The organism is Amphritea sp. (assembly GCF_048266285.1).
Taxonomy (GTDB): Bacteria; Pseudomonadota; Gammaproteobacteria; order Pseudomonadales; family Balneatricaceae; genus Amphritea.
Window position 1 is genome coordinate 39,047 of record NZ_JBLWZV010000011.1, and the last position, 21,216, is coordinate 60,262.

Sequence of the window (21,216 nt, forward strand, 5' to 3'; positions counted from 1 at the left end):
CTAATTTTAAAAACGGGTAGCTGCAGGGATGTCTCTAATGGACCTGATACAGCGTCTGTAAATTCTTTTCGGCGGGCATTATAGCGGTAATTACCCACAACGAAAATGGGTGTTGCTCTTATCGGGACTAAATAATTAGTGATAGAGGGCTAAAAAGAGACAAAAGATGAATAAAGAGGCGTTTTAGGTGGCTAGAATACGGTTTTTGGTGTTTTATTAAGGGGGTGTTGTCTTTATTATTATCTCGTGTTCTGCAGGGCTGCAATGTCAGCTAGATGTCGCGTTACTTACATACCGTAAAAGGACTTATAATGGTAACGGGTTTTGTTTTTTCACTAGTGCTCCTTTTCCTTGCCACTGCTCTATGCCGTCATAGTCGATCTAGCGGGATATTCTGATGAGCTCGCGACCTTTTGTGTCTGTTACCCGCAGGCTGCATCGTTTATTTGTCACCTCTGTTGCCGTGGTATTATTGATCACTGGTTTTGTCGTAATGAGTTTTGAGCTTTATAACAACCGAAATCTTTTGATCGATCGGGCCCATGTTTTTTCCGAACTCACCTCTCCCCACCTTGCTAACGTCTTGATGACCGATTCATCGCCGGTCTTGGCGACGCTATTATTGGATAGTTATTTCTCTGAGCCTGATCTGTTAGGTGTCTATGTTTATCGAACGGATGGTTCTGAATTTATTCGTGCGGTGAAAAATGAGCTTGAGCAGCCGCTGCCAAAACCCTCATTTAAACTCCGTGCGCAGCTCAAAGAGTTTCATCAGATTAGTTTTGATCTGTTTGAATACAGTGTGCCGATTCGATATGACGGGAAGTTAGTGGGGCAGTTGTATCTCCAATATGGGCTGGCCGCGATTGAGCGGCAGATGCTGTTTTATCTATTGTTTGGTCTAATGATTTATTGCTTGTCTCTGCTAGGAGTCTCTTTGCTATCTAGGCGGATTCAGAGGGGTATTTCTGAGCCGGTTGATCTGATTTTAGAGGCTATGGAAAAGGTCACCGTTCAGAAGAACTATGCTTTAAAAATTCCGGTCAGGGATCATCACGGAGAGCTTCACGAGCTGATCACCGGTTTTAATCGGATGTTAGAGCAGATTAATAAAAACGCATCGGAACTGAAGAGTCACCAGAAGACGATAGAACAGCATGTTTACTTTGACCCACTGACCGGCTTAGCGAATCGCCGTTTGCTGATCCAGCGTATGGAACAGGAGGTGGTGCGGGCTAAGCGCTCAGGGCAGATCGGAGCGCTGGTGTATCTCGATTTGGATCATTTTAAAACCATTAATGACTCACTGGGCCACAATGTTGGTGATGACGTATTAAATAGCGTCTCTGCCCGCATACGAAAATCAGTCAGAGAGGCAGATATACCGGCTCGCCTGGGTGGTGATGAGTTTGTCGTATTACTGCCGGAACTAGGGCGGACTGAGTCTTCAGCCACCCATAATGCCCTCAGTATTGCTGAAAAAATTCGATATGCGATCTCAACAGCGCATGAAATCGGTGGGCGGATTTTACATGTTACGCCGAGTATCGGTATCGCCTTGTTCGATGGTAAAAATAACCAACTTGAAAACCTGTTGATGCAGGCTGATTTAGCTATGTATCGGGCCAAAGAAGAGGGGCGTAACCGGGTACAGTTCTTTCTTGAGCAGATGCAGGAACATGCCGATCATCGTCAGCAGTTGGAAGAAAATTTACGTCAAGCTATCAAGGACGAGAAGCTTTTCATTTGTTATCAACCGTTAGTGCGCAGTGATGGCTCTATTGTTGGCGCAGAGGCGTTGGTTCGTTGGGCGGATGATGAGAAGGGGTTGATCAACCCTGCATCATTTATACCGATTGCTGAGATGACAGATTTAATCTGTCATTTAGGTCGCTGGGTGTTAACTCACGTCTGCAAGCAGATGGCCGCGTGGGAGGAACGAGGTAAAAAGCTGGTTGTATCGGTTAATATTAGTCCGAGAGAGTTCCAGCAGAATGATTTTGTCGAACAGGTACAGGATATCGTCTTGGGAACCGGTGTAAGGGCTGAATACCTAGTATTTGAATTGACGGAAGGTATCCTTTTAACCAATATCGACGGTGTTAGGAAGAAGATGAAGCGCCTTTCCCAGTTGGGCATTCGCTTCTCATTGGATGACTTTGGTACCGGCTATTCTTCGCTGCAATATTTAAGACAGCTGCCATTGGATACCTTAAAGATCGATCAGTCTTTTGTGCGTGATATCACCACAGATAGTAATGATGCCGCTATTGTTTCCACCATCATAGCGATGGCGCGAACATTGGGGATCAATGTGGTTGCTGAGGGCGTCGAAAAACGCGAAGAGCTGGAATATCTTGAAGAGTGGGGCTGTAAGCTGTTTCAGGGGTTTTACTTTAGCCATGCGGTGCGGGCAAAGCGGATGGGGACACTCATTCCTGATGCGGGTGAAAATCAGCTACGTGAAGTACCTATCATTAAATTTGAAAAGCATCAGTTTACCGATTAAACAGTTCTGCAATGGTGTTGATTTAAAACATCAATTTTTGTCGTACAGAATGCTCGAAAAATATGTTTTAGCGATAGACAGTACTTCGCTAGATCGGTAATATACACGCCCTCATCTTTACTGATGAATTGCGCGCCTGTAGCTCAGCTGGATAGAGTAGCAGGTTCCGATCCTGTTGGTCGGGGGTTCGAATCCCTCCAGGCGCGCCACAATTTATTAAAGACTACAGATTATGTGTTTATCGGTAGTTTTTAATAAGGTATTGTCCGCCTGGCGGGTGAGAACCCTCGATGGGGTTTGAGCCGAGCGCAGCGAGACAACATGCCGTAGGCATAGCCCGAAGGGTACGGCGTAGCCGTATAATCCCTCCAGGCGCGCCACAATTTATTGAGCACTATAGATTGCGAGTTAATCCATAGTCTTTAATAAAGAGCCCAAAGAGTTTAACTCTTTAGGCAAATCCAGTGCCGCTATAGCTCAGCTGGTAGAGCAACTGACTTGTAATCAGTAGGTCCCGAGTTCGACTCTTGGTGGCGGCACCATTTATCTGGTTTCTTAATTGAAGCCAAACCATTGCCTAATGGTAGTTTGGTTAGTATGTCTGTCACTCTTGTGGGAGTGATGGTCGCGGGTTTGACTCCCGTACAGTAAGCCACTGCGGAGTGGTAGTTCAGTTGGTTAGAATACCTGCCTGTCACGCAGGGGGTCGCGGGTTCGAGTCCCGTCCATTCCGCCACTTTTCAGAGAGACTGTTAGTCTGATTAACGGTTATCTCATCCGGTTAACGATTGTTAGCCGTCTGTTAAGCCGCTATAGCTCAGCTGGTAGAGCAACTGACTTGTAATCAGTAGGTCCCGAGTTCGACTCTTGGTGGCGGCACCATTTCTTTTCTGGTTTTATCTTTCTCTTTCTGGCTGTCTTATCTTTTTCTCATTGAGTGCTGCTCGATGCTGAATTGGATTGACTTGATTCCCAATAAGCGAAGACTTTCACTCTTTGTTAAATATCGATTGTTTAATCTAATCTATTAGGCTTGAATGAAGTTGGCAGCCTTTATTGTGTTAATCGATAATGAACTCTGCGAATGAGAATGATTCTTTAATCCTTGGAAACAGCGTAGACTGACTTATACTGTTTTTACTGACTATTTATGGATATTGGAAAAAGCCATCATGCTCATAGGCATTAGATGAAGGTTAAAACGGGAAATAACTCAGGTCTCATCGCCTTTTCACTCACAGCGCTTTTGTTGGTCGGTTTGGCTGCAATGTTAAGGTTGTGGCCACTATCGGGCTTAGCATCAGAGCTGCCTTGGCTGACATTTTACCCCGCAGTGGTTGTTGCGGGTTTCTATGCCGGCCTTTCGGCGGGTTTAATGACTACGGCGCTGGCTTGTCTAGCAGTTACCTTGCTCTGGCCTTCACTGCTGCTTGATTCCTCTATTGAAAATCGATTTGGCCTGCTGGAAATGGTTTTGTTTGTTATTGTCAGTGGTTTTAGCCTTTACCTTATTGATCTTGTGCGGCGGACTCGCAAGGCGCTGAGTCAGGCTGAACTTGACGCGCAGGGGAGTCGTGAGCGGGAGGCGTTTACTCGTTCGGTGATTAACTCGGTGCCAAGTATGATCGGCTATTGGGGGCGTGACTTACGCTGTCGAGAAGCGAACGACGCTTATCATGAATGGTTTGGCAAAGGTCCTGAGGACATCATTGGTCTCGCTTTTGAGGACTTGGTGGGCGAGCAGCTCTTTACACTAAATGAGCCTTATATCCGCAGAGTATTGGCCGGCGAGCCGCAACGCTTTGAGCGAACGCTGGGCAAAATCGACGGTAGTGAAGGGCATATTATCGGGCATTACATCCCAGACTTTGATACCGATGGTACGGTTAAAGGTTTTTCTATCTTGGCAAGTGAGGTCACCGTACTTAAGGAGACGGCCGAAAAGCTTAAGCTTGCCGCTTGCGTGTTTGATAACACACTGGATGGTGTACTGATTACCGATACCGACGGGATTATTTTATCGGTTAACCCGGCCTTTACAGAAATTACGGGTTATACCGCGGAAGAGGCCGTCGGTCAGACCCCTCGCTTATTGCAATCTAACCGGCATGATAAGGCCTTTTATAAGGCGATGTGGGAAGATATAACCACTAACAGTCGCTGGAACGGTGAGATTTGGAATCGCCGCAAAGATGGTGATCTTTATTTAGAGCGTATGACCATCAGTATGGTGCGTGACTTGGATGGCGAACCGGTGCGTTATGTGTCGGTCTTTAGTGATATTACTGCATTGAGACGTAAAGATGAGCATATAAAGCATCTAGCCTTTCATGATGCCCTTACCGACTTGCCAAATCGTACCCTGTTGATGGATCGGATCAATCAGAAACTTATCAATTCGAGTCGTGAGACCTGTAATTTAGCGCTGATGTTTCTCGATTTAGATGGATTTAAGCTGGTTAACGATCGATTTGGTCATAATGTCGGTGACTATCTGTTAAAAGAGGTCGCAAAGCGACTCAAGGCGTTGGTGCGTGAGTCAGATACTGTGGCTCGCTTAGGAGGTGATGAGTTCATGTTTATTCTGAGTAACTCACAAGGCAAAGAGGAAATTTTAGATATTGCTAAGCGGGTTATTCATTCTATTAATGAGCCAATTGAGGTGTGTGGTGAAGTGCTTCATATCGGCGCGTCCATCGGTATCTCGATGTATCCTACCGACGGGCAGACGGCGACAGATCTAATTAAAAATGCGGATACGGCTATGTATGCTGCGAAGAACCAAGGGCGGAATAATATTCACTTCTTTACCGCGACGGATTTTTCACCACCAGCCTAAATGAACAAAGGTTTAGTTTAGCTCACTTCTGTGGTTATTTAGGCGATCTCTGCTATTGCCGAATAGAGCCAGATGGCGGCAAAACCCACCGTCAGCATGGTTGGGCTGTAGTAACGATTAAATTTCATCAATGTTAGGGATGAAATGCCGTAACGGGACTGCAGGCTTAGCTGCACGCCGGAGAATGGTGAAACACCCACACCAATTGACCAGCTCAACAGCAAGGTAATCGCTAAAAGGTTAGGATCGCTGACGCTGGGCATCAGAATACTACCGGCGAGTACAGCGGTGGTGACCGGGTGCATGCCTATCAGGGCGAGGCCCACCAAGGCGAGCAGTGTTAGGCAGGCTTCCGGGGCGGTGAAATGCTCGGGGGCAAGGCGTATTTGTAGTGACTCCAACAGGGCGGCAACGCCTGCAGCCATTACGGCGGCGGCCAGAAATAGGGTGATTTCGCTCCCCAGTTTTGGCAAGCCTTCGTTGATATGCTGGGTTAGTAGACGGACACCGTTACTTCTCTGTTTAGTGGCAAGGTAGGTTAAGACAAAGAGGACTGAAATCAGTGTGACTAAGGTCATTACCGGCAGGGTTGGCCAGCGCCAATGTGCCAACATAACGAGGATGGCCAGTAATAGGGGCATCCATAGGGCTTTAAAGTGCATTGGATAGCCCTGCGTTGTCGTTACCTCCGGATGGCGAGCCAGTTGCCAGCTACTCAGTAATAAACCGATTAGCGCGACGGGCAAGCCAAATAACATAAGGGTGCCGAGCTGAGAACCGGGGGCACTAATGAGAATAACCCCCATCGAAGCAAAGAAAGGTGACCAAACAGCGCAAAGGCTGAACGCGCGTAGCAGGGTGAGCCCTTGTAATGGCGTTAGTGGTTGCTTGCTGCTGAGTCGGTCGCCGACGATCATGACCGTTGACATATTGATCACGGCACTAATGAGATGACTACCGAAAAGAGTGTGTAGCATTGCTTTGCGGCCCAAAGGGAGTTGTTCGTTACAGCGGATATTATTGGCGGCAACAAGGCGAAGAAAGCTAACCCCAATGAGCATCGCGATCACCAGTTGGTTCGCCTCAAGCGCTTTTAAGAGGTAGCGGTGATCGACACCGCTGAACAAGCCGATGATAAGACCCAACACGCCGATGATGAAGAGTATGGCGCTCTGAATCATCTGATTACGTTTCTGTTGTCGGCAGAGCACGGCAGCAGCGGCCCACGCTGGAATGCCCGCAATATAACCGGGGATCGCTTGGGTGAGTGCTGCGATTAGTGCCAGTACTAATAGGCTCAGTAATATCCAACCGGTGACGGAGGTGGCTGGCGATGACAGAGGGGTGGCGGGTTGATTCATTGTCGATCCAGTTAGGGCAGCGTTGGCAGGCCGATGTGTTTTATAGCGTTCGCAGGCGGGGAATGATACAACTTAGTGATAAAGCTGTCCTCAGGTGAGGTGAATTTGTCGCGCTGATATTTGCGACTGAAGGTCTGCCTAGACGGACGGGGTAAGTTCTTCTCGCCCGCAGCGTAAATGACTGTCGCTGGCCTGCTTATTGCTCTACCTTATAGATTGAATCAGTCGTCACTGTTTTATGCGCTGTTTAAGGGCGGTGTGTTCGAAAGCGGTGATGTTTTTGGGCTTTTGAGTGGCTTGTTTGCGTTGTTTTGGTGCAGTTAGCGCCGAGCGCAGGTCACCAGAGCGCCATGAAATCAGCTACTTTGTTGGCTGAGCTATTAATATTCAAGGGAAGCACTATGCTGTAAATCAACATAGTTTGTCATAGTGAATGGCGATGATAGGGTTCAGGTCTGTCTAAATAAGTACTTAAGCGACAGTCGTTGAACCCAGTCTTATTTTATTTTGTTTTATTCAGCATTGGTTTTATATCGATCTACGGGGTACCGAATGGCTATACGAACCGCAATCCATCATATTACCGAGTATCGCTTCGACAAGGCGGTTGAAATGTCTCCGCATACGATCCGGTTGCGACCGGCGGCGCACAGCCGTACGCCGATTAAGGCTTATTCGTTGAAGGTGAGCCCGGAAAATCACTTTATAAACTGGCAACAGGATCCCTTTGGTAATTTCTTGGCGCGGATCGTTTTCCCCGAGAAAAGTGACCATTTGCGGGTTGAGGTTGAAGTTATCGCCGATATGACGGTGATTAATCCGTTCGACTTTTTCTTAGAAGAGTACGCTGAAAAATTCCCCTTTAAGTATGAAAAAGAACTGCATTCTGAACTCAAGCCCTACCTAGAAGTTGCCGATCAAGGCCCGTTGGTGAGTGAATGGGTTCGTTCGGTGCCCCGTGAGCCGATGCCGACCAATGATTTCTTGGTTTATTTGAACCAGCGTCTGGAGCAAGAGATCGATTACAACATCCGGATGGAACCGGGGGTGCAGAGCGCAGAAGAGACGCTAGAGCTTAAACGGGGTTCCTGCCGTGATACCGCTTGGTTGTTAGTGCAGATCCTGCGTCATTTAGGCTTGGCGGCACGGTTTGCTTCCGGTTATCTGGTGCAGCTGGTAGCGGATGTTAAAGCGTTGGATGGGCCATCGGGAACCGAGGTCGATTTTACCGATTTGCATGCGTGGTGTGAGGTGTTTATTCCCGGTGCTGGCTGGATCGGGCTAGATCCGACCTCTGGATTGTTCGCTGGCGAAGGCCACATTCCGTTGGCCTGTACTCCATCCCCTCGTTCAGCGGCGCCCATTGCCGGTGGTATTGATCCTTGTGAAGTCGAGTTCTCATTCAGTAATGAAGTTATTCGCATACATGAAGATCCGCGGGTGACGAAACCCTACAGCGAGGAGCAATGGGCCTATATTGAAGCGCTCGGCGAGGCGGTCGATCAGAAGCTGATTGACCAAGATGTACGTTTGACCATGGGTGGTGAACCGACCTTTGTGTCTATCGATGATATGGATGGCGCTCAGTGGAATACGGAAGCGCTAGGCGATGAAAAGCTGAGCCTCGCGAAAGATCTGCTGTTCCGCTTGCGAGAAAAGTTTGCTCTCGGTGGACTGCTGCATTACGGCCAAGGGAAGTGGTATCCCGGAGAAGAGGTGCCTCGATGGGCCTTAGGCTGTTTCTGGCGCACCGATGGCCAGCCGTTGTGGCGTGAGCCTAAGCTGTTGGCGCGGGTCGATAAAGATTATGGTGTTACGCGTAAGATAGCGAAAAAGTTTGCGAAAAGTTTGGCAAAAAAAGCGGGTTTACCGACTTCGCGGGTCATGCCTGCTTATGAAGATACGCTTTATTACCTGTGGAAAGAGCAGAGCTTGCCGGATAATGTTGATCCTCTTAAGGCGGATTTGAAAGATGACCTAGAGCGCAAGAAGCTGGCGCAACTATTATCTCAAGGGTTAGAAAAACCGGTGGGCTTCTGTCTGCCATTAGGTTGGGATTATAGTGCCCAGCATTGGCGTTCTAGTCCTTGGCCTCTGCGTCGGGATACCTTGACGCTGATTCCCGGTGACTCACCGATCGGTTTGCGTTTGCCGCTTAATTCATTGCCGGTGATGACCGATGAAGAGCTGCATCGAGATCAGGCGCGAGACCCCTTTGCGCCTGCTGAAGAACTTCCTGAGTCGGGGCAAAGTTCAACGATGGCCTGTGTGGACGAGTCTGAGGATAGAGTAACTCAACCTGTAGAAGTGGTGCGCACCACGCTGTGTATTGAGCCACGTAATGGTTGTTTATATCTCTTCTTACCGCCGTTGGAACATTTAGAGCATTATATTGCGCTGATCGAGCTGATTGAAGATACTGCGGCGGAGTTAGAGCTGCCGGTTGTTATTGAGGGCTATGAAGCCCCGAAAGATGATCGTTTACGTTGCTTTAAGGTCACTCCTGATCCGGGTGTTATTGAGGTGAATATTCATCCATCGGATAACTGGCGTGATCTTTCTGATAATACGCAGATGTTGTATGAAGAGGCACGCTTATCTCGACTCGGGGCTGAAAAATTCATGCTTGATGGCCGACATACTGGCACCGGTGGTGGTAACCATATCACCTTGGGTGCGGCGACTGCGGCCGATAGTCCATTCCTGCGGCGGCCCGATCTGCTGCGCAGCTTTGTCACCTATTGGCAGCATCATCCGGGGCTGTCATATCTATTCTCCGGCATGTTCATCGGCCCTACCAGTCAGGCACCCCGTGTGGATGAAGGCCGTGAAGAGATGCTTTACGAGCTGGAAACCGCTTTTGACCTGATGCCCGACGGTATTGTTGATCAGCCATGGCTAATCGATCGGTTGATGCGTAACCTGTTGGTTGATATTACCGGTAACACTCACCGTTCAGAATTCTGTATCGATAAACTCTATTCGCCGGGACTATCATCCGGACGACAGGGGTTGCTCGAGTTTCGTGGTTTCGAGATGCCGCCGCATCCGCAGATGGCATTGGTACAAGCGTTATTAATTCGTTGTTTGATGACACGCTTCTGGCAAGAACCGTATAAAAAACCATTGGTTCGCTGGGGCACCGAACTGCACGATCGCTTTATGATGCCGCACTATGTTTGGGCGGACATTCGTGAAGTAGTTAAGGATTTGCAAGAGCACGGGATTCCTTTTCAGCAAGAGTGGTTGGCACCCTTTGAAGAGTTCCGCTTCCCTCATTACGGCAGCGTGAATATTGATGATGTGCGAATCGAACTGCGCTGGGCGATTGAGCCTTGGCATGTTTTGGGTGAAGAGGTGGGTAGTTTTGGCACCGCCCGATTTGTCGACTCATCGGTGGAGCGTCTACAGGTTAAAGTCGAGGGGCTGACGCCGGATCGTTATGTGCTAGCCTGTAATGGGCGTCGCTTGCCGCTGCGGTCAACTGGGCGGCAGGGTGAATTTGTAGCGGCGGTGCGTTATAAAGCTTGGGCGCCACAATCGGCATTGCATCCGACCATTGGCGTGCATTCACCACTGATCTTCGATCTGATCGATACTTGGAATGGACAAACCATTGGTGGTTGTAGCTATCATGTGGTGCATCCTGGTGGCCGTAGCTACGAAACTTTCCCGGTAAATGCATTTGAGGCTGAATCTCGCCGAATTAATCGTTTTGGCAATACTGAGCATACGCCGACCCTTGATACTAAGCTGCATATGCCTGAATTCAATGGGTTACGTGAGTTCTTTGCCAATCATGCGCCACCACGGCCGATGGCACCGCCGCAGGAGATGCCTACAAATGAGTACCCACATACCCTTGATTTGCGTAGACAGATGGAAACCTAGCGCAGTCATGGCATACTATGCAGCCGAAATAATGTTGGTATAGATACTTAATGGAAACTCGAGCCGCAGAAAGCCCTGACGGGTTGCACTATAAAGCCGTCGGCTCTGGATACGATGAGGTCTATGGTAGCCAGTCTGAAATCCAGCCGCATTGGCAATATTTGCTGGACGGTCTGAAAACCTTGGGTGCCCAAGGGATTCATGAGCGCCAGCAAAAGGCTGAGCGTATTCTGCGGGATGATGGTGCAACCTATAATAGCGGTTTCCCATCTAGTGCCACTTGGCAGCTTGATCCCGTACCTGCGCTGATCGTGAGTGAAGAGTGGGCCGATATCGAATCGGGCCTGCAGGAACGTGCCGAGCTGTTAGATCTGGTATTAAAGGATCTCTATGGCGGTCGCGAGCTGATTCGCCACGGGGTCTTACCGCCGGAACTGCTATTCAGTCATGGTGGTTTTCTACGCGCCTGTGATGGCCTGTCATTACCCGGTGAACATCAACTGGTGATGCATGCCACCGATATGGTGCGAGATCATAAAGGCAATATGCTGGTGATTGGTGACCGTACTCAAGCACCCAGTGGCTCCGGCTATGCGTTAGAAAACCGCACGGTGATGTCGCGGGTGCTGCCTTCGTTATTTCGCGATAGTCATGTACATCGTTTATCGTTATTTTTTCAGTCGTTACGGCTAAAACTCAACAGCTTAGCGAGCCAAATTACGCAAGAACAGCCGCGTATTGTGATTTTGACGCCGGGCTCTTATAACGAAACCTATTTCGAACATACCTATCTGGCTAATTATCTCGGGTTTCCTCTGGTTCAGGGGAGCGACCTGCGGGTGAGCAAAGGCTATCTGTGGATGAAATCCCTCGGTGGTCTGGAGCGGGTCGATGTCGTGTTGCGTCGGGTGGATGATTTTTACTGTGATCCGGTCGAGCTTAAAAGCGATTCCCGTTTAGGGGTGCCCGGTTTACTGGAAGTGGTGCGTTCGGGACGAGTAATCGTTGCTAACCCGATGGGTTCCGGCTTCTTGGAAAATCCCGCGTTATTACGCTATCTACCGCAAGTGGCTAATCACTTTCTCGGACGCGAAGCACAGCTCTCATCCGTCAAAACCTATTGGTGTGGTGATCCTCAGGATCTAACCTACGTGATCGAGCATATTGATCAGCTAGTGATTAAAAAGTGTTTTCGTCGGCCTTCGGAACACAGTATTTTTGGCTCCGAGCTTGATGAGCCTAAACGCTTGGCGTTGATTAACAAAATACGCCAAGAGCCGCTGTATTATACCGCTCAAGAATATATCCGCCCATCGACGACACCGTCGTGGAAAGACAGTCAGTTGCTACCGCGTCCATCGATATTGCGGGGCTTCTCTGTCGCGATGGACTCCTCTTATCACGTGATGCCAGGTGGATTAACGCGGGTGGGCAGTCAGTCGGATAGCCTAAACCTGAGTAATCTTCGAGGCGCGACCAGTAAAGATACTTGGATCTTGGCTTCAGAACCTGAAAGACAAGTCTCGTTACTCGAGTCACAACCGTTGCCGGTACCGACGCCTACGCAACCACGTATAGCGTTCCCCTGTCGGGTTGTGGAAAACCTATATTGGCTGGGGCGTTATGCGGTGCGGGCTGAAGCGGCGCTACGGTTGTTACGGACGGTTTTTGTTCAGATCAACAGTACCTATCATATGCCGAAAGAGACCGAGCAGGTGCTGTTACAAACCGTGACGCAACTGACCACCACCTATCCTGGTTTTACCTTGTCAGGGTCACCTATATCGGCACAGCCTGAAGCTGAGTTGTTATCGGTCGTACTCGATGGCAAGCGTGCGGGTAGTGTTACGGCCAACTTGAATGCCCTATTGGAGTGTTCCGATCAGGTGCGTGAGATGCTGTCGGCGGATACCCAGCGAGTCATTAACGACCTGCGGGACGAACTTGGTGGTTTGGCCGACTCCCTGAAGCAGGGCCTTACCGCTGCACCTGAAGAGGCGTTGGATCCACTCGTCACCACACTGTTAGCGCTGTCGGGTCTCTGGCAGGAAAGCATGGTCCGTGGATTAGGCTGGCGCTTTATTGATATGGGGCTGCGGGTTGAGAAAGCATTGCAGGCAGTGTCTTTGATTCGCGCTTCGTTGGTGCCTGTCTTGCCGAAATATCAGCAACAGCAGGTCTTAGAATCTGTGCTGCTCAGCTCTGAAGTGTTGATCACCTTCCGTCGTCGCGATCGTTCCGGCAGCGATATGGCGCAAGGCTTAGGACTGTTGTTATCAGACAGCAGTAATCCTCGTTCTGTGTTCTATCAGGTTGATCAATTACGTAAACATTTGGCTGAGCTGCCATCGGCAACAAATGGTTCGGGCTTAGCAGATGAAGATCGCTATATGTTGGAAGCCTCTTCTGCGATTCAGTTGAGTCAATTGGAAGAGCTAGTGGCCGAAGATGAGGATGCGGGCACACGGGTGGGGCTCGATCAGTTATTGTCTCGTTTGCAGCATCTCCTGCATGAGACATCGAACCAAATTAGTACTAAATACTTTGATCAGATTAAGGTGCATCAACAGTTGGTACGGACCGATTGGGATGAAGAACTATGAACTACCGTATTCGTCATATCACCCATTATGAATATGAGAAGCCGGTAACGCTGTGTTACAACCGCGCCTATTTGCTACCCCGCAATACCAGTTATCAGAGCTGTACCGAGAGTCGCATTGAGATCTACCCTGCGCATACACTGGGTCAGCAGCGGACTGATTATTTTGGTAATAAAGCGTACTTTTTTTCCTTGGAACAGCCTCATAAAGAGCTGAAAATCGATGTTGTCAGCGACATTCAGGTACATGATAGTAAGTATATTCATGAGTGTGAGCTAGACCTCGACCTTGGTAATACCTGTGGCCAGGCGCTGGTCGCGTTGCAGCAAAGCCGAGAATTGCCGGTATTAGAAGCTCGGGAGTTTGTGCTGAACTCGCCGATGATTAAAACGGCGACCTCATTGAGAGAGTATGCACGGCCCTCTTTTGCGAGCAACCGGCCGTTATTATCTGCCGTACGAGAGCTGACCCACAGGATCTACACCGACTTTACCTATGATCCTGAGTCCACCAGCATTGCGACACCGCTCGATGAGGTATTACGTAATAAGCGTGGTGTATGTCAGGATTTTGCCCATTTGGCGATAGGCTGTCTACGTTCGCTAGGGTTTCCGGCGCGGTATATCAGCGGTTACTTGGAAACATTGCCGCCGCCGGGACAAGAAAAGCTGGTGGGGAGTGATGCGTCCCATGCTTGGTTTGCGGTTTTCTCCCCGGGTGAGGGCTGGTTTGAGTTTGATCCAACCAATAACAATATGCCGGCAGAACACCACATTACGACCGCTTGGGGAAGGGATTATGGCGACGTATCGCCGCTAAAAGGTGTCTTCTTCGACGGTGGTAAAGGGCAAAAATTAAGTGTTTCTGTTGATGTTAGAAGGTTACCCACTCCGGCTTAATAGTTTACTGTCCTGTGCTTGAGCCATCGCTCAAGGGCGGGTGATTGATCTGCGAAGGTTTCGCTAATACAACCGCAAGGATGGACTTATGTGGTTACAAACGAGCTGTGATCTTGTCTTTGATATTTCTGTGCCGACACCTTTTGTGTTGATGCTGCGTCCCCGCAGTGGTGCGCTGCAATGGATCGCCCGGGAAGAGTATAAAATTGAGCCCAGTGTACCGGTGTTTGAATTTACCGATAGCTATGGCAATCTGTGTCAGCGCATGGTGGCCCCGGAAGGGCATTTCTCTATTCACACCTCTTCTCGGGTTATGATTGCGGACACCCTCGACCGTGCCCCCGGCGCCCCTTTTGTTGAAGTGCAATGGCTACCGGATGCGGTGCTGAGCTATTTACTGCCTAGCCGTTATTGTGAATCAGATCGATTTGGCCAGATGGCCAGCCAGATAACCGCCGACTGTTTACCGGGTTATGATCAGGTCGCTGCTATTGAGACTTGGTTACGCACGACGTTTCGTTATGAGCCGGGTGTCAGTGATCTGCTGTTATCGGCTCAGGAAGTGAATCAACAGCCTGCCGGTGTGTGTCGTGATTTGGCTCATTTGGGTATCGCCCTCTGTCGCAGCTTATGCATTCCCGCCCGGATGGTAGTGGGCTATCTTCATGATCTATATCCGATGGATCTACATGCTTGGTTTGAGGCCTATATTGATGGTCGCTGGTATACCTTCGATGCGACCCAGCACGAGCTATACGACACCTACCGTAAAGGTGGCTACGTCACCATTGGTTATGGCCGTGATGCGGCGGATGTGGCTATTTTTAATCAGTATGGCCCGGCGGTTGTCCCGATTGAACAGCGGGTTAGTGTGCAGCGCTTCAATACCTAAGTGGGCTAAATTGATAACCACAGCATTGCTGAATATGCCTGAGAACCTCAGGCTTTTTGCTGTGCTGTTAAACTAAATACCTCACTCTACTTGCCCCAAGACAATGTATTAGTTTGTTTTTCTGATGATCTGCTATTTGCGTATTAGGAGCATGGTTGCGCCTGAAATTAACGCCTATTCTGTATGTAGAGCTGCTTTATGAGAGAACATATGGATGAGTAGTTTTGATAAACTTAATTTGAGTGAGCTGCTAGAGCAGTTGCCTGATCCGGCCTTTGTAATGACCCGTAGTGGGCTTTATGCGGCGATTTATGGTGGGCGGGATGAACGTTATTACCACGATGGACGAGATCTTATCGGCAAGCGTCTTAATGATGTACTGGTGCCGGATAAAGCCGAGTGGTTTCTGAAAGAGATCGCTAGGGTGTTGAACCGAAATAGCATGCAGGTGATCGAGTATGAGCTGTCGAATAGCGATATAAAAGGGCTTGAAAGCAGCGATGGGCCGAATGAAACCATCTGGTTTGAAGGGCGAGTGAGTTCGCTGAGCTTTAAGGTGAATGATGAAGATGCGGTGCTCTGGGTGGCAACGAATCGGACTAAGCAGCACTTACTACAAGAGCGGCTACGTGCACTGAGCATGACTGATCCATTAACTCAGTTGCCGAATCGGCGTCAGTTGAATCAACTACTAACGGAGTATCTCGATCGTGTGAAACGCTATTCTGAGATAGTGACCGTGTTGATCTGGGATATTGATCGTTTCAAGCGGGTTAACGATACCTTTGGTCATGTTAAGGGTGATGAGGTATTGGTGGCTATGACCCGGTTATGCCGACGACATTTACGGCGCACTGATTGGCTGATTCGTATCGGCGGCGATGAGTTTGTTGTGTTGATGCCCTATACCAAAAAGAAGCAGGCGATACTGTTTTATGAACGCTTTCGTGCCGAAGTTGCCGCGTTGGCCGTCGATCTGAAAATTGACGGGCTGGAGGTGGGTGTAACGGCGGGCATGACGACTATTCGGCCCGATGATGTTAACAAACAGATAGTGAACCGGGCAGATCAAGCGCTGTATCAGGCGAAAGGGCTTGGCCGAAATCAATTAGTGACAAGTTGAGTGATTAATCTCGTTTTGTCACATGTGCCGGAGCGCTAGGGATGAGGAATCTTAGTCTTACTTCTCTGGTTGGCTGCTGAAAGGGTGCTTGAAGCCTAGTCTTGCGCCGGTTGCCCAGATAACGAAGTAGACTGCCCAGAATGCAAAGACAACATCACTGAGAAAGTGTCCCCCCTGCACAATACGGGTAATACCCAGTGCAACGCCTACCATAAAACCGCCCCAGAAGGCTCGGCGTGAAGAGAATAACCAGCCGAGAATCATGAAGTAGAATCCCATGGCTGCGTGGCCACTGACAAACGAGCAGTTTGTACGACAGGCGCCTGAATAGACGAAAGCAGCTGTGAATTGCTGCTCGCCCCCGAAGTTTTCCACATGTACCGGTCTTGGTCGGCCGATAGAGTTGTTTTTTATCACGGTGTTAACCAGCAAGCCCGGCCCGATTATAAGAGCGATGAGCAGGAAGGTAACGCTCCACTTTTTATAGTGTTTGAAGTTCAGTTTTTTAAACTTGATCAGTAGTCCGGCAACGATCAGCCCAAGTAGCAGAGGGATATGGATAACGGCAAACAGGCGATAGAAAAATTGAATCAGCAGGTGGTCATTGTGAATGAAACTGTGGGTCTTAGGGTCGTAAAACAGGCCTGCGACCAACAAATCGATCTGTGGAAAGCCGATAAACAGGACCATGCAGAGCAGGAACAGGATCAATGAGCGAAAGCCGCGCAACCGTGCAAATCGGGATGAGTTATTCATGATTTTGCTGTGTTGCCTCTTGCGGGATGCCTTTAAAACCGCTGACTTTATAGAGTCGTGCAGTGCGGGAGAAGTTGCTATATAGAGGGTAAACCTGTTCGGTGAGCAAGGTAACGTCACTGAAATAGCGCATCAATTTTGCTTGTGCATCATGTTCGCTGACGAAGAGAAATTGTTTCGCCGGACTATTAGACAATGGATACTGAAGCTCGTAGTGGTTTTCGATGTAGCTATCGTCACTCAACGCCACCCCTTTGAAATCTTGTGGGGTAATGTAATAGCCAAAATACGCCAACAGCTTGCGTGAGTCACTCGCCAGTTTATAGTCTGGATATTCATCAAACCAAGGCTGAAACTGATGCACAAATTCGGGCCAGCCAAGCAGACGTTTATAGGGATCTGTTCCCGCTTTTCGTTCGATACCAAGGGCGTCGGTTACAACGCCATAATGATAGAAGGACATGGATAGCAGCAGGTTAGCGAATAGGCCGATCAGCAGCAGGCGATAACCTTTAACCTGACTGAGGTAATAACCCGTGAGTAGCGAAGCGCCGACATATGCAGGCCCTGCCCAGTTGACGTTAGCCTTCGCCATAAGCGCCTGTATGGATAGCACCGCAAAGGTGGGCCAGAAGAGGCTCCAAAGCAACTTTTCAGTTTCACTACGAGGCTGGCGGCGCATGCCTCGTAGTAGCATATAGACCAGTAATACGGGGCTAAAGACAAATAATTGCCCGCCCCAAAACTCCAACAATCGAGAGAGGCTTATTGAACTGCTATTTTGGTGCGAGATCTGAGCGGTATGCTGAAAGCTGATGAAGTCGTGCTGATAATTCCAGTAAAGGTTAGGCAGTAGAAAGCTAAGCGCTAATAGGCAGGTGAACCAAAACCGAGGGTTAAGTAGCAATTGCCGCCCGACGGGGCTTAAGGCGGCATAAAGCAGAAAGGTGCTGGGGAGTATAATAAAAGTATATTTCGATAATAGTCCGAGGCCGCCGGCAACCCCTGCCAGTAGCCACCAAAGACCGTTATTGGTGTCTTTAGCCTGAAGAAAGGCATAGAAGCATAGGCACCAGAAAAAGATAAGTGGCGCATCGGTGGTGATAAACAGACTATTAAATCCGACCAGTGGCATTAAGAGAAAAACGGCGCCGCTAATCAGGGCAGCCCGGCTTCCTGATAGATATTCTGCGGTGCGATAGATAATGATAGCCGCGCCGCTGTAGAGTACCGGTGCTGCGAGCTTAACTGCCCACTCAGCATTGCCAAATAGCGAAGTGGTGAGCGCAATGAGCCACCCCACCATAGGTGGTTTGGAGTAGTAGCCCCAGTCGAGTGTTTGCGCCCAGCCTAGATAGTAAGCTTCATCATAAAATAGCGTAATAGGGGTGCTGATAACGATCCACTCACGATAGAAAAACAGCACGGCTAATAGCGCTAGAAACCAACGGAATGGATGGGCAGTAAAGAGTGATGAGGACGCTGAAACGGAAGACGCAGAGGGCATTCTTTATTTCCGGACTGACGGGTTGAATGTCCGGCAATCGGCCGGTACGTGATTGGGCCTAAGTTTAACAGAAGCCTATAGGCAAAGAAATGTCAGGATTTTACTCGACTAGCGGGCACTGGTTACCGTCTTTTGGATTGCTCTTAATGATCCAACATGGTGTGAATCTCATCATTGTTCGATAGAGTCAGCTTGAGACTCAGCTGTCGGGAAGTATGCGCGTCGTTTCGCGTACAGGCTTAGACAACAAAAAATTTGGGGGATGGTTTTGGCTCTTGTTGTTCGTCCTCGATCAAATGCCATTGATGAGGTACATGGGTGAGGCGAAGTAAGCTGTGACAGTTATTGCATTCAAATAACGTATCGTTATAGACGTGATTTATTTCCACCAGATGTGGGTGTGCGAATGTTCGTTTGTTCTGCACCAGCATAAAACAATCGCTGCAAATCCTTTGCTTTTCCATTGACGAATAACCTCCATGTATTCAAACAACTGTTTGAGGATTATATCTGCCGCCGAAATAAAATTGAATCCTCGAACTAGAATTTAGGCCATTATTTTAATGGAATAGGTGGCAGGTGCCTTCTCGAAGGATGATCTGCATGACAACGGGTTCAATGGCGGGAAACCATTCGAGGATAACCTGAGTGTCCGAGGTTGCGGAGTTTACTGTGCGGGTATTGGACAGTTCATAACGTTTCTCGATGTTACGGTCATCAGTTGTTAGGGCTTCTGCATAGCAGGTTATTTTAGCGGTTTCGGAGGTGTTATTGCGCTCGGTCAACCGAAGTTTGAACATTAACTGGCAGAGTTCATACCCTTGGGTCTGCAGGTTTTTACGGCAAGTTTTGCTAACTGAGTGAATGATTAGCGGTTGGCTATTGGTCAGGGGTGTCGATGCTGGTATGTGGGAGTCGACGAGGGTGGTGCTTGTCGTTTGCGTCGCTTGATCCGGTTCTGTGGTTGTTGATAATGCTATTTCAGCCTCGGTGGGGCTTCTCGAGAGAATGTTGACATAGTGAATAGAGATAAAACCGCGATTATCTTCAAGGAGGACCCAGTCTCGTTCATCCGTGGTAATTACCGAAAGGCGTTCACCTTTATGGAGTATGCCCACGACAGGGCTATCTGTTGAACGGGATTGTCTGATGTTGAGAACGGTTGAGCGAATCTCGACATCGAGCCGCTCGGCTGATAATACTGTTTGAGGCAGTCCAATACTTAGCAGCAACAAACAGAGCATAATAAATGGTTTCAGTGGCATAGCGTCTTTTTGTCAAAAATATTAGGCGCAATCCCTAGCTGGATGGGTTTAGTGCAAAACTTGGGTATAAAATTTAGCATTTCCGTTTAAACCACCTATCAGACTATGGCTGATAGGTGGTTGGGTCAATACAATCAGTACCTAAATTGGGAGATGAAAAATGCCCCCGCATGGGTTAAATGGTATAAACAGTTAGTAGTTTTTTTACCGGTACCTCTTACCCCGTAAAAGGTTGAGTTATACTGGGGTAATATCTGATCAGGGGATAATTTGTGAGTATTGCGCTAGATGATGATGTATTGGCTGACGGCTCTGTTCTGTTAGCTCGCCAGCCTATTTTCAATAAAGGTCAGGATGTGCAAGCCTACAGCCTGCTATATCGCTCCGATAATGGCACGATGCCCTTAGAGTTTTCCGATGAGCAGGCCACTGCATCCGTTATTCTTAATAACTATGCGGTTGCTTCAAATGGTGGAAAAACTAAGCGCTTGCCGCTGTTCGTGAAGTTAACCCAGAGTATGTTACTTTCGGATATGTTGCCGAACCTGCCCCGTGACAGTGTCATCTTCGAACTATTGCGTGAGGATGGTATATCTAAAGAGCTGTTGGCGGTGTTACGCAAACGCAAAGAGCAAGGCTATAAGTTTGCCCTGACGCACTTTACTGGTGATAAAGCTCAGACACCGCTACTGGATCTGATGCATGTGGTAAAGATCGACCTGCAACGCCATGATGATGCCGAACTGAAACAGCTCGTCACTTTTTGTAAACCATATCGGGTTCATCTCCTGGCGGATAAAGTCGAGAGCCAAGAGGATTTTCGCCGGGCTATCGGGTTAGGGTTTAATCTGTATCAGGGCTATTTTCTCTGCCGCCCTGTTTCCATTAAAGGTAAGAGCTTTGGCAGCTCGAAGGTTTTGATTCTAGAGTTGCTCTCTGAGCTGAATAATCCTGCTGCGACGGCTGAGTCGGTCGAGCAGATTGTTATCAATGATCCGGCAATGACCTATAAGATCTTGCGACTGGTTAATTCGGCTGCGTTCCGAACACCTAAACAGATTGAGTCGATCTCCCACGCCATATCGTTGATTGGCATGGATCAGGTGAAGAAATGGGCCACTCTGTTTCTGCTAAGCGGTCAATCCGATAAGCCGGTAGAGTTAACACGCGTGATGTTGATTCGTGGGCGTATGTGCGAACTGTTGGCGGAGATGCTGAGTTATCCACAGACAATCAATTTCTTTATGGTCGGACTGTTATCGCAGCTTGATGCGATGATGGATACCGATATGCGTGTGCTGTTGGATCAGATCCCACTGGATGATTCTATCAAGGATGCGATCTTGTCGCAGATTAACCAGAAAGGTGAGATTTTAACGGAAGTGCAGCATTACGAGCGAGGCGAGTGGGATGATATGCGTAACCTGCTCGATCGACCATTTTACGAAGTTGCTTATCGCCACAGTATGCAATGGGCCGATCAGGTATTGGCCTCATTAGAAGAAAAGTGAGCCGCGTTAGGTGATGCGCAATGGCAGATAAACGCACGGTAATGACCGTGCGTTTTAGGT

The 21,216-nt window shown here is 48.7% G+C and carries 12 protein-coding genes, 4 tRNA genes and 1 other RNA gene; 13 read left to right on the plus strand and 4 right to left on the minus strand.

Annotated elements, in window-relative coordinates; translation table 11 throughout:
- Positions 1–397: 397 nt before the first annotated feature.
- From ACN0T0_RS12820 to ACN0T0_RS12850, 7 genes are all read left to right on the plus strand, one after another.
- The gene (locus tag ACN0T0_RS12820; RefSeq protein WP_417226673.1) at positions 398–2,509 is read left to right on the plus strand and encodes a putative bifunctional diguanylate cyclase/phosphodiesterase; all 2,112 of its coding nucleotides are present in this window, start codon (positions 398–400) and stop codon (positions 2,507–2,509) included.
- Between the two features lie 132 nt (positions 2,510–2,641).
- Positions 2,642–2,718, plus strand: a tRNA-Arg gene (locus tag ACN0T0_RS12825).
- A gap of 48 nt (positions 2,719–2,766) precedes the next feature.
- Positions 2,767–2,889: non-coding RNA, RtT sRNA (locus tag ACN0T0_RS12830), on the plus strand.
- Positions 2,890–2,975: 86 nt separating this feature from the next.
- Positions 2,976–3,051: transfer RNA gene (locus ACN0T0_RS12835), tRNA-Thr, on the plus strand.
- A 117-nt stretch (positions 3,052–3,168) separates the two neighbouring features.
- Positions 3,169–3,245, plus strand: a tRNA-Asp gene (locus tag ACN0T0_RS12840).
- A gap of 70 nt (positions 3,246–3,315) precedes the next feature.
- Positions 3,316–3,391 (plus strand) — tRNA-Thr (locus ACN0T0_RS12845).
- Between the two features lie 307 nt (positions 3,392–3,698).
- A complete protein-coding gene (locus ACN0T0_RS12850) occupies positions 3,699–5,348 on the plus strand; it encodes a diguanylate cyclase domain-containing protein (protein WP_417226675.1) in 1,650 nt (549 codons plus the stop codon).
- A 38-nt stretch (positions 5,349–5,386) separates the two neighbouring features.
- On the opposite strand, the gene ACN0T0_RS12855 is transcribed toward ACN0T0_RS12850, so the two are convergent.
- Positions 5,387–6,709 (minus strand): hypothetical protein, encoded by a 1,323-nt coding sequence (locus tag ACN0T0_RS12855; RefSeq protein WP_417226677.1) that lies wholly within the window; start codon positions 6,707–6,709, stop codon positions 5,387–5,389.
- Positions 6,710–7,261: 552 nt separating this feature from the next.
- Here ACN0T0_RS12855 and ACN0T0_RS12860 point away from each other — a divergent pair.
- The 5 genes from ACN0T0_RS12860 (at position 7,262) to ACN0T0_RS12880 (ending at position 16,117) form a co-directional block, all read left to right on the plus strand.
- Positions 7,262–10,600 (plus strand): DUF2126 domain-containing protein, encoded by a 3,339-nt coding sequence (locus tag ACN0T0_RS12860; RefSeq protein WP_417226679.1) that lies wholly within the window; start codon positions 7,262–7,264, stop codon positions 10,598–10,600.
- Positions 10,601–10,650: 50 nt separating this feature from the next.
- Positions 10,651–13,203 carry a circularly permuted type 2 ATP-grasp protein gene (locus ACN0T0_RS12865; RefSeq protein ID WP_417226681.1) on the plus strand — a complete coding sequence of 851 codons (2,553 nt, stop codon included), beginning with the start codon at positions 10,651–10,653 and terminating at the stop codon, positions 13,201–13,203.
- A complete protein-coding gene (locus tag ACN0T0_RS12870; protein ID WP_417226682.1) occupies positions 13,200–14,102 on the plus strand; it encodes a transglutaminase family protein in 903 nt (300 codons plus the stop codon). Before ACN0T0_RS12865 ends, ACN0T0_RS12870 begins: the two co-directional genes overlap by 4 nt.
- A gap of 88 nt (positions 14,103–14,190) precedes the next feature.
- On the plus strand, positions 14,191–14,994 hold the full coding sequence (locus tag ACN0T0_RS12875; protein WP_417226683.1) for a transglutaminase family protein: 804 nt from the start codon (positions 14,191–14,193) through the stop codon (positions 14,992–14,994).
- Between the two features lie 214 nt (positions 14,995–15,208).
- Positions 15,209–16,117, plus strand: coding sequence for a diguanylate cyclase (locus ACN0T0_RS12880; protein WP_417226684.1), 909 nt, complete (start codon positions 15,209–15,211; stop codon positions 16,115–16,117).
- Between the two features lie 57 nt (positions 16,118–16,174).
- On the opposite strand, the gene ACN0T0_RS12885 is transcribed toward ACN0T0_RS12880, so the two are convergent.
- From ACN0T0_RS12885 to ACN0T0_RS12895, 3 genes are all read right to left on the minus strand, one after another.
- Positions 16,175–16,873, minus strand: coding sequence for a phosphatase PAP2 family protein (locus tag ACN0T0_RS12885; RefSeq protein WP_417226685.1), 699 nt, complete (start codon positions 16,871–16,873; stop codon positions 16,175–16,177).
- The gene (locus tag ACN0T0_RS12890; protein WP_417226686.1) at positions 16,866–18,380 is read right to left on the minus strand and encodes an ArnT family glycosyltransferase; all 1,515 of its coding nucleotides are present in this window, start codon (positions 18,378–18,380) and stop codon (positions 16,866–16,868) included. Before ACN0T0_RS12890 ends, ACN0T0_RS12885 begins: the two co-directional genes overlap by 8 nt.
- 560 nt (positions 18,381–18,940) lie before the next feature.
- The gene (locus ACN0T0_RS12895) at positions 18,941–19,645 is read right to left on the minus strand and encodes an SH3 domain-containing protein (protein WP_417226687.1); all 705 of its coding nucleotides are present in this window, start codon (positions 19,643–19,645) and stop codon (positions 18,941–18,943) included.
- A gap of 272 nt (positions 19,646–19,917) precedes the next feature.
- On the opposite strand from ACN0T0_RS12895, the gene ACN0T0_RS12900 reads away from it, so the two are divergent.
- Positions 19,918–21,156, plus strand: coding sequence for an EAL and HDOD domain-containing protein (locus ACN0T0_RS12900; protein WP_417226689.1), 1,239 nt, complete (start codon positions 19,918–19,920; stop codon positions 21,154–21,156).
- Positions 21,157–21,216: the final 60 nt, after the last annotated feature.